13 protein-coding genes and 1 pseudogene are annotated in these 13,438 nt (G+C 62.2%); 2 read left to right on the top strand and 12 right to left on the bottom strand.

From position 1 onward, the window contains the following. Nucleotides 1-6: 6 nt before the first annotated feature. The 4 genes from IPP88_09545 to IPP88_09530 form a co-directional block, all read right to left on the bottom strand. Complete coding sequence (locus IPP88_09545; protein ID MBL0122951.1) at nt 7-831, bottom strand: GTP cyclohydrolase I FolE2; 825 nt, start codon at nt 829-831, stop codon at nt 7-9. A 297-nt stretch (nt 832-1,128) separates the two neighbouring features. Further along, nucleotides 1,129-1,269 carry a hypothetical protein gene (locus IPP88_09540; protein MBL0122950.1) on the bottom strand — a complete coding sequence of 47 codons (141 nt, stop codon included), beginning with the start codon at nt 1,267-1,269 and terminating at the stop codon, nt 1,129-1,131. Beyond that, a complete protein-coding gene (locus tag IPP88_09535; GenBank protein MBL0122949.1) occupies nt 1,212-1,514 on the bottom strand; it encodes an SDR family NAD(P)-dependent oxidoreductase in 303 nt (100 codons plus the stop codon). The genes IPP88_09540 and IPP88_09535 overlap by 58 nt, the downstream gene beginning before the upstream one ends. Before the next feature lie 12 nt (nt 1,515-1,526). Continuing rightward, nucleotides 1,527-1,805 (bottom strand): LLM class flavin-dependent oxidoreductase, encoded by a 279-nt coding sequence (locus tag IPP88_09530; GenBank protein ID MBL0122948.1) that lies wholly within the window; start codon nt 1,803-1,805, stop codon nt 1,527-1,529. 139 nt (nt 1,806-1,944) lie between these two features. On the opposite strand from IPP88_09530, the gene IPP88_09525 reads away from it, so the two are divergent. Continuing rightward, nucleotides 1,945-3,336, top strand: a complete 1,392-nt coding sequence (locus tag IPP88_09525) for an IS4 family transposase (GenBank protein ID MBL0122947.1) — start codon at nt 1,945-1,947, stop codon at nt 3,334-3,336. A gap of 107 nt (nt 3,337-3,443) precedes the next feature. Here the strand turns inward: IPP88_09525 and IPP88_09520 are convergent, their stop codons facing one another. Then, the gene (locus tag IPP88_09520; protein MBL0122946.1) at nt 3,444-4,052 is read right to left on the bottom strand and encodes an LLM class flavin-dependent oxidoreductase; all 609 of its coding nucleotides are present in this window, start codon (nt 4,050-4,052) and stop codon (nt 3,444-3,446) included. Nucleotides 4,053-4,457: 405 nt separating this feature from the next. On the opposite strand from IPP88_09520, the gene IPP88_09515 reads away from it, so the two are divergent. Beyond that, the gene (locus IPP88_09515; protein ID MBL0122945.1) at nt 4,458-5,627 is read left to right on the top strand and encodes an MFS transporter; all 1,170 of its coding nucleotides are present in this window, start codon (nt 4,458-4,460) and stop codon (nt 5,625-5,627) included. 218 nt (nt 5,628-5,845) lie between these two features. Here IPP88_09515 and IPP88_09510 read toward each other — a convergent pair whose 3' ends face one another. The 7 genes and pseudogenes from IPP88_09510 to IPP88_09480 form a co-directional block, all read right to left on the bottom strand. Next, nucleotides 5,846-6,526 carry a PaaI family thioesterase gene (locus IPP88_09510; GenBank protein ID MBL0122944.1) on the bottom strand — a complete coding sequence of 227 codons (681 nt, stop codon included), beginning with the start codon at nt 6,524-6,526 and terminating at the stop codon, nt 5,846-5,848. Between the two features lie 471 nt (nt 6,527-6,997). Then, nucleotides 6,998-7,675, bottom strand: a complete 678-nt coding sequence (locus IPP88_09505; protein ID MBL0122943.1) for an SDR family oxidoreductase — start codon at nt 7,673-7,675, stop codon at nt 6,998-7,000. 71 nt (nt 7,676-7,746) lie between these two features. Then, a complete protein-coding gene (locus tag IPP88_09500) occupies nt 7,747-8,949 on the bottom strand; it encodes an acetyl-CoA C-acyltransferase (protein MBL0122942.1) in 1,203 nt (400 codons plus the stop codon). 16 nt (nt 8,950-8,965) lie between these two features. Then, nucleotides 8,966-9,427 carry a MaoC family dehydratase gene (locus IPP88_09495; GenBank protein ID MBL0122941.1) on the bottom strand — a complete coding sequence of 154 codons (462 nt, stop codon included), beginning with the start codon at nt 9,425-9,427 and terminating at the stop codon, nt 8,966-8,968. After that, nucleotides 9,424-10,209: an SDR family oxidoreductase gene (locus IPP88_09490; GenBank protein MBL0122940.1), complete on the bottom strand. Its 786-nt coding sequence runs from the start codon at nt 10,207-10,209 to the stop codon at nt 9,424-9,426. Before IPP88_09490 ends, IPP88_09495 begins: the two co-directional genes overlap by 4 nt. An 11-nt stretch (nt 10,210-10,220) precedes the next feature. Continuing rightward, nucleotides 10,221-12,541: pseudogene (locus IPP88_09485) on the bottom strand (acyl-CoA dehydrogenase). 10 nt (nt 12,542-12,551) lie between these two features. Continuing rightward, the gene (locus IPP88_09480; protein ID MBL0122939.1) at nt 12,552-13,430 is read right to left on the bottom strand and encodes an SDR family oxidoreductase; all 879 of its coding nucleotides are present in this window, start codon (nt 13,428-13,430) and stop codon (nt 12,552-12,554) included. Nucleotides 13,431-13,438: the final 8 nt, after the last annotated feature.

Genomic DNA, 13,438 nt, shown 5'->3' with positions numbered 1-13,438 from the left:
ACTTTCTTAACCGTGCGTCTTGTTGCGCTTGATCAGGGCGTAGGCCGAATGGTTGTGGATGGACTCGAAGTTTTCGTTCTCGACCACATAGGCGTCGATGCGGGCGTCGGCGTTGAGCGCGCCGGCCACATCGCGCACCAAGTCCTCGACGAATTTCGGATTGTCATAGGCGCTCTCGGTAACGTATTTTTCGTCAGAGCGCTTCAGTAGCCCGTAAAGTTCGCAGGAGGCCTCAGTCTCCGCCATGCGAACGATATCCTCGATCCACACCAATTGATTCGTAGTGGCAGTGATCGTAACATGCGAGCGCTGGTTGTGTGCGCCACGTTCGGAGATCTTCTTCGAACATGGACACAAACTGGTGACCGGTACCACCACCTTGATGGTTTGCCGATAGCGGCCCCCTTCGATAATCTCGCCGATAAAGGTGACCTTGTAATCCATCAAGCTCTTGACGCTGGTGACCGGCGCAGCCTTGTTGATGAAATATGGGAAACTCATTTCGAGATAACCAGTTTCGGCCTCGAGCCGGGTCACCATGTCGCGCAACATGTCCTCGAAGCTCTCGACCGAGATCTCACCCGTATGCAAATTGAGGATTTCGACGAAGCGCGACATGTGAGTGCCCTTGAAATTGTGGGGCAGTCCGACATACATGCTGAAGGAGGCGACCGTGTGGCGCACTCCTCCGTTCTTGTCCAGCACCTTGAACGGATGACGGATGTCCTTGATGCCGACCCTGTTGATCGGCAACTGCCGCGAATCCGCGGTGTTTTGAACGTCTGCAATGAATGATTCTTCGATCGCTGCTGCGGAATCCCTGCAATTCATGTCTTGTCCCTGTCGCTGGAAATCCGGTTAATGCAGATGAACGTTTGGCCAACCTTTGCGAGATGCGCGCAGACCGCGGTGCTTATGCCGGATGTGGTGAAACACATGTTGAACTCCGCAACAATCGGATTGCAGAGACTCTAGTGCCAGAAAGAGCCGCTGCAAACCCCCAAACAGACGATATGAATCGTCGATTAGCCAAGCTCCACTTGAGTACCACCTGAGCGCCCAGGCAGGAGGCGTTGACAGGCATCCCCTTGGACGTTGGTTTGGCCGCCATGACCTTAGTTATCGTAATTAGCGCCGGCTTGCCGCCGCCTCCGGTGGTCCGCCATGGTCGGAGGGCCCTGCCGTGACGGGGCTGGTGGAGGCATTATTGATCACGATGTCGAGCCGACCGAAGTGCTCGTAGGTCGCCATGAGCAGGGCATCCAGCATTTTCGTCGAACTGCGTTAACTGCGATGGCCAAAGCCCGACGGCCTTGGGCGCGAATCTCGTCGGTCACGGCTTCACAGTTATCCAGTTTGCGGCTGACAATGGCCAGGTCGGCCCCTACCCGCACCAATTTCTTTACGATGACCTGTCCAAGGTAGCGGCTACCCCCGATGGCCAGCGCGACCTTGCCTTCTAGATTCAGTTGATATATGCGAGTTCCTCTACAAACTGTTTCTCCCGTGGTGATGCCGGCGCGGCGTCAAAGCAAGAGTTCCGCAACGTCGCGCAACATCTGCGCTTCACCGCCGCCCATGACTAGCATTGTCGTTACCGAGGAATCGCGCCAAACCTGGATCCGCTCCCTCATCCGCGCCTTGGGTCCCGACAGAGTTATTTCGTCGGCAAACGCGTCGGGCACCGCCATCACTGCCTCCTCGCGACGTCCGCCGAGGAAAAGTTCCTGGATACGATGGGCCTCGGCTTCGTAACCCATTCGGGCCATCAGGTTCTTGTGAAAGTTGTGTTCCTGCGCGCCCATGCCGCCAACATAAAGGGCCAGAGCCTCATGGCACTCGGTTAAGCCCCTGACGCCCCGGAAACAGGTGGGCTGAACACTTCTTCGGATGGTAGGCTTTTGTTGCGAAACGAAAGTCACCCACCTCAGGAGGTCAGCCCAAATGAAGGATAGCAAAGTTGAGCGAGCCAGGCAGAAGGCGATGATGTTCGGCAGGCAGTTTCTTCAGGGCGATGCCGGTGTTTTCGATCAAGCGCTGGGTGCCGATGCCATGGCGGCGGCGATAAGCACGCAGGCGCCGGGCTGTCGCGAGCGCATTTACGGCCCGCTGGATACGCTACGCCTGTTCGTCGGGCAGGTTCTGTCCGCGGACCGCGCGTGCCAGGATGTGGTGGGTCGGCGGCTATCGGAGCGTATTGCCCAGGGCCAATCAGAAAGCGCCCTCACTACCGGCTCCTATTGCGATGCCCGGCAGCGATTGCCGCTCGCGATGCCGATCGCGCTTGGCAACGCACTCGGCGCGCAACTGGAGTTGCGGGCGCCCGCGCATTGGCGCTGGCAGGGACGATCGATCAAATTATTCGACGGCACCATCGTGTCGATGCCCGACACGCCGAGCAATCAGACGGCCTATCCGCAAAGCCGCGAACAGAAGCCGGGGCTGGGGTTTCCCATTGCCCGTATTGGCGCGCTCATCGGCTTGGCCAGTGGCGCAATGCTGGGCTATCAAGTCGTGGCCTGCGAAGGCAAGGGAGTCGGCGAACAAACCCTGCTGGGAAACTTGCTTGACCATCTCAATGCCGGTGATGTCTTGCTGGCCGATGCGCTACTGGCGACGTGGTGGATCATTGAGGGCGCGATTCGCCGGCGCGCCGATGTGGTGATGGCCCAGCATGGAAAACGCATTACCGACTTCACGCGTGGCCGACGACTCGGCGAGAACGACCACATCGTGCAATGGCCACGACCGCCCAAACCAAAAGCGATGAGTGCGGCAGCATACGCACACTACCCGGCGTTCATCACGATGCGCGAGGTCGAGGTAAATGGGCGCATTCTGGTCACGACCTTGCTTGATCCGAAGATTGTCTCGCCCGGCGCACTTGCTTCACTCTACAAGATGCGTTGGAATATCGAGGTCGACTTCCGCACCATCAAGGCCACGCTGGAGATGGATGTACTGCGCTGCAAATCGCAGCCGATGGTGGAGAAGGAGATTGCGGTGTATTTCCTCGCCTACAACCTGGTGCGCTGGGCGATGGCGAAGGCGGCATTGCTGGCGGATATCTTGCCTCGGGTGCTGAGCTTTACCGGTGCGAAGCGTCTGCTGAGTGCCTTCGCCGATCAACTGCGCCGCACATCGGGTGATGGCATTCGCAACCTGATCGCGACCGTGCTACGCCTTATTGCCACGCTGCGATTGCCGCATCGACCCGACCGGATCGAGCCTCGCGCGAAGAAACGACGACCCAAGAACCTTCCGCTGCTAAATGTGCCACGTCAGGTTGCGCGTGACCTGATTCTTGCGCAGAGAACGCTTAACCGAGTGCCATGAGGGCCAGAGCCATCTTGGCCGGCAGCAGGGCCTTCGTCAGGTCGTCGCTGATATTGACCATGACCATTGGCGCGATCTCGAAGCCGGGCCGGGCATCCTTCAGTTGATCAGCATAGAAAGATATCCGGATGGAAAGGACGGTAGTAGAGTGGCAGCCAGCCGTCAGCGATGGCGACCGTTTGCGTCACGTTCTTGGGTCCTTCGGCGCCTAGGTAGATCGGGCAGGTCGGAGCGCAGGGATCCTCAGCAGCTTGCCCACGCCGACTGCGCCTGGCCCCCGGTAGGGGCAGGGGGTAGTGAGGTCCGGGACTGCTCACCGGCCCTTCGCGGCGCAGGACCTGACGGACGATGTCCACGTATTCCCGCGTGCGGGCCAGGGGCTTTTCAAATGGCTGGCCGTACCAGCCTTCCACAACTTGCGGGCCGGAAACACCCAGGCCGAGAATCATGCGCCCGCCGGACAGGCGATCCAGCGCTAGGGCCGCCATGGCGCAGGCCGTCGGCGTGCGGGCCGAGAGCTGGGCGATGCCGGTTCCAAGCCGGATCCTGCTGGTATGGGCTCCAATCCATGCCCGCAGCGCGAATACGTCGTTGCCCCAGGATTCGGCCATCCATACCGAGTCGAAACCCAGGGCTTCCGCTTCACGCACCAGCGCCACGTGACCATCTGTCGGCGCCTCCGAACCCCAGTATCCAAGTTGTAGTCCAAGTTTCATGAGTTCATCTTCCCGTGTTGCTTGTTCTTGCGATCGGCCCATCATCCGGAATCACGTTCATATTTGATTTGAGCGTGCCGGGAAAGGCGATGATCGCCGTCTGCTCGTCTTTTCTATTTTGGGCAACCTGCCCATGTTCTCATATGCTCAAACCTGACGCCGGACGAAAGCCGATGGATGATTGATCCGCGAACAGAAACGCCGCGCAGCCGACGTCGGCCCTGGGCAGCGCGAGTTCAGCGAAAGGCCACGCCGCATAATCGCAATGCTGGTGGCCGGAGAAGCTCGGTCGTCGCCGGCTCTGGGGTAGTCCAAGCGGAGGATGATAAGGGCTGCCGCCTCCGCTACGGTCTGTCTTCCGGTTGCACATTCCGTGTGCAGCACTACCGCGGCGGAGAACTTGCAGTGGAGAATTTCAGCAAAGGTCGGATTGTCACCATCTTGTTGGCTGCGAGCTTCGCTTCGACCATAGGCGGCCTGCCATTCAACGCGCTTCCCATTCTGCTCGGCACGCTCGCAGATACCTTCCGCCTCGGTTCCCAGCAGACTGGCCTACTCGGCTCCAGCTGTTTCGCCGGTTACCTGGCAGGAACGCTTGCTGCTGCGTTGTTCATCGACATGCTGAACTGGCGTTGGCTCACTCTCGGGTGCGCTGTCGGCGCCGCAACTGCGCTGCTGGTATCGACTCGCTTGCCGATCCAGGGACAGTACCCGATCTGGGCGGCGGTCGGATTCTTTGCCGCGCTGATGACCTGCTTGGGTATGCGCATCATCGGTGAATTGCCGAACAAAGAGCGGGCGTTAGGTGTGAGGCAAGGCATTGAGCTGAGCACCACGGCGGCGGTGCTGTTTGCCCTGCCGCCACTATTCATAGCGCCATTCGGCTATTCGGGTGCGGCCACCGCGCTGGCGGGCGTTATCCTGTTGCTGTCTCTCAGCGGAATGCGGTTGCCGAACCACGGCGACATGCCCAGCGCATCCCCCGAAGAGCAGGCGAAGAGACATCCGCCCGCGCGGCTAGCCTTTGCGGCTCTCGTCATCCTGTTCATCTTCCTCACTGGTGAGATCGGCCTGTGGGCTTTTCTCGAACGCATTGGGAACAGCATCCCTCTTGCACCCGCAGAGCTGGGGACCGTGTTCGCGGTACTCAAACTGCTAGGTGGCGCCGCCGCGCTGGGGGCCGCTGCAATCGGCAGCCGGCTTGGTTTCCTCGTCCCTCATCTGCTGGCACTCGGCATGATCTCGCTCGGCCTCGTGTTGCTCGCAACGGCGCAGGGCTTCCTGCCCTATGCGCTAGGCGCCTGGGTCTGGGAGGTCGGGCTGACCTTCAGTTGCATCTTCCAGACCGCAGCCATAGCCCGCTTCGACGTTTCGGGACGATCGATCATGCTGGTTCCGACCGCATTCGCGCTGTCATCGATGTTAGGCCCAGGCATGGCGGGGTTTCTGGTTGGTGGTGGTTTTGCCACACTGCTTTGGCTGGCGCTATTCTGCGCTTTTGTGCCTACCCTGACGTACGGCATTCTGTTCGCAAAGCATCTGCAAACCCAAAATGCTGGGTCCATCTTGCCGTGAGCAGGTTTCAGGGGATCAGCCTGATGTGGACGACATGCGAACGTGGATCAGCAGGATGAACCTGCCTGTTTACTCAATTCTTGTCGTGGTCCGTTCCGCTTCTCTAACGCCGGTTGTCATGAGGTTTGCGGGGAGCTTCGGCGGTCGACCAAGTTTAGGGAAGCCTGCTTGAGATAATTCAAGCAGGCAATCAAACTGCGCGGGGACTAGCCGTATGATCAGTCGTTTTGTTGCAGTTGGCGAAAACGCTCCCCACTGACGTGAATGAACACGCATTCACAACTCGCGGTCATCACGCCGTTGGCCCAGATCTCGCCTGTGAGAGTGTTTTTGCGCCCCACCACCTGCTTGACCCGGGCAATGAGTTGCAGTTCGGTACACAAGGGCGTTGGACGATTCAGCCTTGCGGTCAGGGTTCCCGTGACGCCGGGCTGACCGGTCATTGACTGCGCTATTCCAAGAAACTGGTCGAAGAGCGCGCAGACGAAACCTCCATGCACAGTGTTTGGCGGCCCCTCGTATTGCCACCCCAGCGTGGCGCGACCGTGGGCCACATCGCCTTCGATCCATGTGATGAACGGTGGAGAGATCGGGTTGCTTTTACCGTCGAGTGGATTCAGTTCATACGCGATTCTGTGCAGGCTGCCGTGGCCGCCACCAGCGTGGTCCTCGAAGGCCCGTCGTCCGTAGAGGACCTGTTCCTTTGTCAGCCGCGCGGTCTGCTGCCTGATGGTCTCCGCAACGGCGCGCAAGGCGGCGGCATTGCAATTGGTTGTCACCAGGTTGGAAATCAGCTGTCTCACGGCCTCCGCCGCTTCGCGCCTGGCCGTCCAGTCGTCATTAAGGGGGGCCTTGACGCCTGGGCATTCGAAGGGGCTGAAAGGATCGTTGTCGTTCATTCTTCTGCTCTCTATTCACAGGGTTCGCGGAGACTTCGGCCATGGATCGCGATGGACTTGCAATGAATATCGGAGCGTACGGCTCGCGCTATTCTCCGCAGTCTTTCGCGGTCGTCGACTGCGTACAGGTACCGCGACGGCAGGCACGGCAATGACATTGTGCATCTGTTCGCGCTGCCAGTGGATGCCCGGATCGCCCACACGCCGAGCTTTACGCACCCTAGTGTAGTGCTTCGTATTTAGTGCGACTTATGTACATGTTCACAGACTGTCTCCTTCCCCCGGCAACGGGGGAAGGCTGGGATGGGGGCGATCCTTGCCGTGAAGACACCCCCATCCCGGCCTTCCCCATTTTCATGGGGGAAGGAGTCACAATTTGCCGCCATCACGCTTCACTCGCATAAGTACCAAACAGCGTGAAGCACTACACTAGGGCAACGTCGGCTATATCGGAAAGCAGCAGGAAGAAGGCTACGTGATGATGGTGCCGCCATCGATGTGGATCACCTGGCCGGTGATCCAGTGGCCCTCCCGGGAAACAAGCATGGCAACGCCGTCGGCGATATCCTGCGGTGTGCCCATGCGACCCATCGCTGCTGATGCCGCGCCGTGCTTGCGCAAGGCTTCGACGTTCCCGCCTCGGAGCATTGGCGTATCAGTCATGCCAGGTGAAATCGCGTTGACGGTAATGCCGCGGCGCGCCAACTCCCGTGCCAGCACCTTGGTGAAGCCTTCCGTAGCCATCTTGCTGCCGACATAGAGCGCCATGCCCGCCGGATTGGCGACAGTGGCTCCGGTGGAAACATTGACGATTCGGCCTTCGTCCTCGATATGGCGGGCAGCCTCGCGGCACATCAGGAAGCTGCCGCGGGCGTTGGTGCCGAAGGTGTGGTCGTAATGTTTCATTGGGATGTCGGCAAAGGCCTTCATGTGGCCGATGCCGGCGTTGTTGATCACGACGTCGATGCGGCCGTAGCGTGATTTCGCGGCGACGAAAAATGCCGCCACGTCTTCTTCTGCGGTGATATCGACGCGCTGGGCAAAGGCATTGCCTCCCGCGGTTTCGATCGCTGTCACAGTGGCTTTGGCCTCCTGGGCGGATCGCGAATAACCGACCAACACCGCAAAGCCATCCTTCGCCAGGCGCAAGCAGATGGCTTTACCGATGCCAGTGCCGCCACCGCTGACGATGGCGACCCGCTGAAGGGCGCTTGACGGGCTCAGACGACCTCGAACAATCCGGCTGCGCCCATGCCGCCGCCTACGCACATCGAAACTACAACATAGCGTTCACCGCGCCGGCGGGCTTCGAGCAGTGCGGTGCCCACTAGTCGTGCCCCGGACATGCCGAAAGGATGGCCGATGGCGATGGCGCCGCCATTTACGTTGAGGCGCTCATTGGGGATGCCGAGTTGATCGCGACAATGGATCACTTGGCAGGCGAAGGCTTCGTTGATTTCCCAAAGGCCGATGTCAGACACTTTCAGTTTGTTGCGGGCGAGCAGTTTTGGAATCGCATATATGGGGCCGATGCCCATCTCATCCGGCTTGCAGCCTGCTATCGCTAGTCCGCGGTAGATGCCGAGTGGCTGCAGCCCGCGGTCCTTGGCCGTCTGCCTGTCCATCACCACCGACACCGAGGCGCCATCGGAAAGTTGCGACGCGTTGCCAGCAGTGATATGCCGGCCTTCCTTGACCCATTGGCCGTTCTTCCACACTGGCTTCAGTGCGGCTAGGCTCGCCAGTGTCGTATCGGCGCGGTTGCCTTCGTCACGGGTCAGGGTCATGGTCTCGCTGCCTGTGACATTGCCTTCCTTGTCGAACATTTGTTTCGTTACCGTGATCGGCACGATCTCGTCGGCAAACTTGCCGCTGCGTTGAGCTTCCGCGGTGCGCTGCTGGCTTTGCAGGGCGAACTCGTCCTGAGCCGAGCGGGCGATGTTGTAGCGTTCGGCAACGATTTCCGCCGTTTCTATCATCGGCATGTAGGCCGTGGGGCAGGCCGCCAACACGGCCTGCGACGGCGTCTTGAAGGCGTTCTTGTGCTTGTTCTGCACCAGCGAGATGGTTTCCATGCCGCCGGCAACGATGATGTCGCGCTCGTTGGCGATGATGCTCTTGGCGGCGTCGGCGATGGCGATCAGGCCGGAGGCGCACATGCGGTCGAGCGCCATGCCGGGCACGGTCTCCGGCAGGCCGCTGGTATAGACGCTGAGGCGGCCGAGGGTATATCCCTGAGTACCCTGCTGGGCGGCGACGCCGATGATTAGGTCATCGACTTCGGCTGGTTCGATGCCCGCGCGCTCCACTGCGGCTTTCACCACATGGCCGCAGAGCACTGGCGCTTCGGTATCGTTGAAGGCGCCCCGATAGGCCTTGCCTATGCCGGTGCGGGCAGTGCTGACGATGACGGCTTCTCTCATGGGATTTCTTGGCTTTCTAGTTGTTGAAGAAAAAGCGGCTGATACTGTCGACAACGCAGGCCGGTTTGTCCTTCCCCTCGATGTCCACTGTGATACGGATGGTCGCCTGAACGCCGCCCTCTATGGCTTCGGCCTTGACTAGTTCACCACGCCCGCGAAGGCGCGAACCGACCGGCACTGGCGTCGGAAAACGCACCTTGTCGCAGCCGTAATTGACGCCCATGCGCAGCTTTTTGTAATGCACGAATTCGGGCAGGAATCGGCTGGCCAAGGACAGGGTCAGGTAGCCGTGGGCGATGCAGGTGCCGAAGGGGCCGTCCTTGGCCCGGACCGGATCGACGTGTATCCACTGGTAGTCGTCGGTGGCGTCGGCGAACAGGTCGATGCGCTGCTGCTCGATGCGTATCCAGTCGCTTTCGCCCAGCGGCTTGCCCACGGCGGCCAGCACTGAAGCGACGGAGTTGAAAGTGGTGTTCATGGATGCTGGCTGCTGACAGAAACGATTTCCCCGGTCATGTAGGAGGAATAATCGCTGGCGAGGAAGATCATGGTGTTGGCGATCTCCCAGGGTTCTGCGGCGCGCCCGAAGGCCTCGGTCGCGGCGAGCCGGTCAAGCAGTTCGGCCGACGCGGCTTTCTTGAGGAATTCATGCAGCGCGATCGAGGGCGCCACCGCGTTGATGCGCACGCCGAATTCGGCGGCTTCGAGCGCGGCGCAGCGGGTCAGGGCCATCACGCCGGCCTTGGCGGCGGCGTAGTGGGCCTGCTCCTTCTGTGCGCGCCAGCCCAGCACCGACGAGTTGTTGACGATGACGCCACGGCCGCGGGGCTGCATCACTCGCAGCATGGCGCGGGTCATGCGGAAGACGCTGTGCAGGCTTACGTCGATGACTTTGAACCACTCGTCGTCGCTCATGTCTACGATGCGCTTCTGGCCGCCTAGGCCGGCGTTGTTGATCAGCACGTCGGTGCCGCCCAGCTTGTCTTCGGCGGCATTGACCAGGGCCTGCACCTGGTCTTCCTTGGTCACATCGCATAGCAGGGCGTGGACTTCCTGCAGCCCGGTTTCCTTCTTCAGCTTTTCGACCGCCGCAGCCAGGCGCTTTTCGTGGATGTCGGAAATGAAGAGGGCGCGGGCACCTTCCTCGGCGGCGCGCTGCGCGACGGAAAAGCCAATGCCGGCGCCCGCGGCGGCGGTCACCAGGACCGACTTGCCCTTGAGCAGGCCGTGGGGAGGAACGTAGGCGGGTGGGGGCGTCATGGCGGTATCTTTCAGTTGGCCGGACGCGCCTCCCGGGGCATGCCCAGGCCGCGCTCGGCGATGATGTTGAGCTGGATTTCGTTGGTGCCGGCGTAAATCGTATCCGCGCGGCTGAAGAAGAATACCTGCTGCAGGCGCAGCAGCGCGGGATCGTTGCTGGCGATGTCGGCGTCGAAGCCGAGCACGTCGGCGGCGAGCTTGCCGAAGTCGCGGTGCCAGTTCGACCAGTAGTACTTGGCGATCAGGCCGGCGCCGTCGGCGGCCCCGTCGGGCCGGTCGGCGAGCATGCGCATGGCGTTGTAGCGCATGGCCTTGAGTCCCATCCAGGCCCGGGCGATGCGGTCCCGGATCAGGGGATTGCGTGCGGTGCCGTTTGCCCGGGCGGCGGCGCAGACGAGCTGCAGTTCGTGCTCGAAATGCGCCTGCTGGCCCAGTGTCGACAGGCCGCGCTCGAATCCGAGTAACGCCATGGCGATCTTCCAGCCTTCGCCCGGTGCGCCGACGACATCTGTGCAACGGGCATGGGCGCCATCGAAAAAGACTTCGCTGAATTCCGAGGTACCGGTGAGTTGCTTGATCGGGCGGACTTCGATGCCCGGCTGCTGCAAAGGCATCAGCAGGAAGATCAGGCCCTTGTTGCCGCGCGAACCCGGCTCGTGGCGCGCTAGCACGAAGATCCATTGCGACTCGTGGGCGAGCGAAGTCCACACCTTCTGCCCGTCGACGATCCAGTCGCCGCTGCCGGCCTCCTGCCTTGCCCTGGTCTGCACATTGCCGAGGTCGGAGCCGGCATTGGGTTCGGAGTAGCCCTGGCACCAGTATTCGGTGCCGGCGACGATGCCGGGCAGGAAGCGGCGCCGCTGGTCCTCGCTGCCAAGCGCGATCAGGGTCGGTCCGATCAGGGTTTCGCCGAGGTGGCCGACCCGGCCCGGGCCGCCGGCGCGGGCGTATTCCTCATGGAAGATCACCTGACGGGCCGGACTCAGGTTGCGGCCGCCGTGCTGCTCGGGCCAGCCGACGCAGGTCCAGCGCGCCTTGGCCAGGTGCTGTTCCCAGCGCTTGCGCAACTCGGGGTAGGCGTCCTCGTCGCCGGGGCCGCCGCGGTGACGCAGGCATTCGAATTCGCCTTGCAGGTTGGCCTGCATCCAGGCGCCGATTTCGGCGCGGAAAGCCTTGTCGTCGTGGCTCATGATCAGGCGTCCCCCAAAAGGTCCGCGGCGACCCGCTCGCGCAGTTCGTCGCCGCTGCCCAGCCAGTGGCCGCCGGACTGGGCGCGCTTGAAATGCAACTGGGGATCGTATTCCCAGGTGAAGCCGACGCCGCCGTGCAGCTGTATGGCCTCCTGGGCGCAGAAGAAATAGGCCTCGGAGGACAGGGCCTTGGCGCAGGCGGCTTCGAGCACGAGGCTGCCTGTCGCCGGCTTGGTAGCGGCCTGGTGTGCCGCACCATAGACCGCCGAGCGCGCCGCCTCGATGCGGACCATCATTTCCGCGCAGCGATGCTTGACGGCCTGGAAGGAGGCGATCGCGCGACCGAACTGCTTGCGTTCCACGGTATAGGCCAGCGTCATGTCGAGGCAGGCCTGCGCACCGCCGACCTGTTCGGCAGCCAGCGCAATGGCGGCAAGGGCGCAGGCGCGCTGCATGGCATCGTCCAGCGCCGCGCCGCGGGCGATCAGGTCACCTGCGGCAACGCGCACGGCGTCGAGCCTGACGCTGCCGATGCGACGGGTCCTGTCGAAGCTGTCATGGCTCGCGGTATCCAGGCCCTGCGCGGGGAGGGGCACGGCGAACAGCGCCAGTTCACCTTCGGGCAGGCGTGCCGGCAGCAGCATCAGGCCGGCGTTTTCCGAATCGGGCACATGGTGGTAGTTGCCGGAAAGGATGAACTGTTCGCCGTCCGGCATGGCGATGGCGTTGATGCTTTCCGGCTTCCAGGTGATTCCATCAGCGGCGAGGGCAACCGTGGCGCTCAGGCTGCCGGAGGCAATCCGGGGCAGGTAGCGAGCGCAGGCGGAGGCATTCCCGGCCTCGAGCAGGACCGGGGCGGCGAGGCAGGCCGTGGCGAAGTAGGGGGCGCAGAGCAGGAAGCGGCCGCATTGCTCCGCCAGCAGTACCGTTTCGAAGCAGCCCAGTCCCAGCCCCTCGTATTCTTCCGTGATGGCCGTGGCGCACCAGCCGAGTTCCTGCGCCAGGTGTTGCCAGGTCTTTTCATCGAAGCCGGAGGCGCTTGCCATCGCGGCGCGAACGGACGGCGACGACGAGGCGTCGGCGAGAAACGCCGCCGCCGTGTCGCGGATCATCGTCTGGTCGGAATTGAGCGTGAAATCCACGGTGGGCGGATCAGCTGCCGTAGACTTTCTGCGGAGGCACGCTCTCGGCGATCAGCTGGTCGATCACCGCGGTGAGTTCGGACGGTTCCCAGCGCGCGCCCTTGTCCTTCATGGGGCCGGGTCGCCAGCCGTCGCAGACCGAGATCTTGCCGCCGCCGAGCTCGAACATGCAGCCGCTGACGTGACTCGAGAGCGGGCTGACCAGCCAGACCACGGTCGCGGCGACGTTGGCCGGATCCCAGAAATCGAAGCTGCCGTCGCTGGGCGCCTTGACCATGTCCGGCATGCCCTGCAGGGTCATGGCCGTGCGCGCCGACGGCGCCAGCGCGTTGGCGGTGACGCCGTAGCGCTTGAGTTCGGCGGCCTGCACCAGGGTCAGGGTGGCGATGCCGCCCTTGGCGGCGGAGTAGTTCGACTGGCCGACGGAGCCTGCGAGTCCCGCGCCGGAACTGGTGTTGATGATCCGGGTGTCGAGCTTGATGCCGGCCTTGGACTGGTCGCGCCAGCGCTTGGCCAGCACGTTGGCGAGGCAGAAGTGGCCCTTGAGATGCACGCGCATCACTTCGTCCCAGTCTTCTTCGCCGAGGCTGATGAACATGCGGTCGCGCAGCACCCCGGCGTTGTTCACCACGGCATGGACTTCGCCGAAGCGCGCCACAGCGGCGTCGACGATTTTCTGTGCCGTGGCGAGGCGGGTGATGTCCTCGCTGCTGGCCAGTCCCTGGCCCCCGGCCTCGGTGATTTCGTCGACGACGGCCTGCGCGGCTTCGGCGCGGATGTCGTTGACCACGACGTTGGCGCCCTCGGCGGCAAGTGCCAGCGCATAGGCGCGGCCGAGACCGGCGCCGGCGCCGGTGATGATGACGGTGCGATCGTTGCAGATTCCCATTTCCAGTT

This window comes from Betaproteobacteria bacterium, from assembly GCA_016720925.1.
Lineage (GTDB): Bacteria > Pseudomonadota > Gammaproteobacteria > Burkholderiales > Usitatibacteraceae > UKL13-2.
Note: the sequence above shows the minus strand (reverse complement) of the source record. Positions and strands in the feature narration are given on the sequence as shown.

Coding starts and splice junctions, on each gene's coding strand:
- IPP88_09490 (MBL0122940.1), bottom strand. CDS start 10,209: ATGACGCCCCCACCCGCCTACGTTCCTCCCCACGGCCTGCTCAAGGGC.
- IPP88_09500 (MBL0122942.1), bottom strand. CDS start 8,949: ATGAGAGAAGCCGTCATCGTCAGCACTGCCCGCACCGGCATAGGCAAG.
- IPP88_09520 (MBL0122946.1), bottom strand. CDS start 4,052: ATGAAACTTGGACTACAACTTGGATACTGGGGTTCGGAGGCGCCGACA.
- IPP88_09510 (MBL0122944.1), bottom strand. CDS start 6,526: ATGAACGACAACGATCCTTTCAGCCCCTTCGAATGCCCAGGCGTCAAG.
- IPP88_09525 (MBL0122947.1), top strand. CDS start 1,945: ATGAAGGATAGCAAAGTTGAGCGAGCCAGGCAGAAGGCGATGATGTTC.
- IPP88_09480 (MBL0122939.1), bottom strand. CDS start 13,430: ATGGGAATCTGCAACGATCGCACCGTCATCATCACCGGCGCCGGCGCC.
- IPP88_09530 (MBL0122948.1), bottom strand. CDS start 1,805: ATGGGCGCGCAGGAACACAACTTTCACAAGAACCTGATGGCCCGAATG.
- IPP88_09540 (MBL0122950.1), bottom strand. CDS start 1,269: ATGCTGGATGCCCTGCTCATGGCGACCTACGAGCACTTCGGTCGGCTC.
- IPP88_09495 (MBL0122941.1), bottom strand. CDS start 9,427: ATGAACACCACTTTCAACTCCGTCGCTTCAGTGCTGGCCGCCGTGGGC.
- IPP88_09545 (MBL0122951.1), bottom strand. CDS start 831: ATGAATTGCAGGGATTCCGCAGCAGCGATCGAAGAATCATTCATTGCA.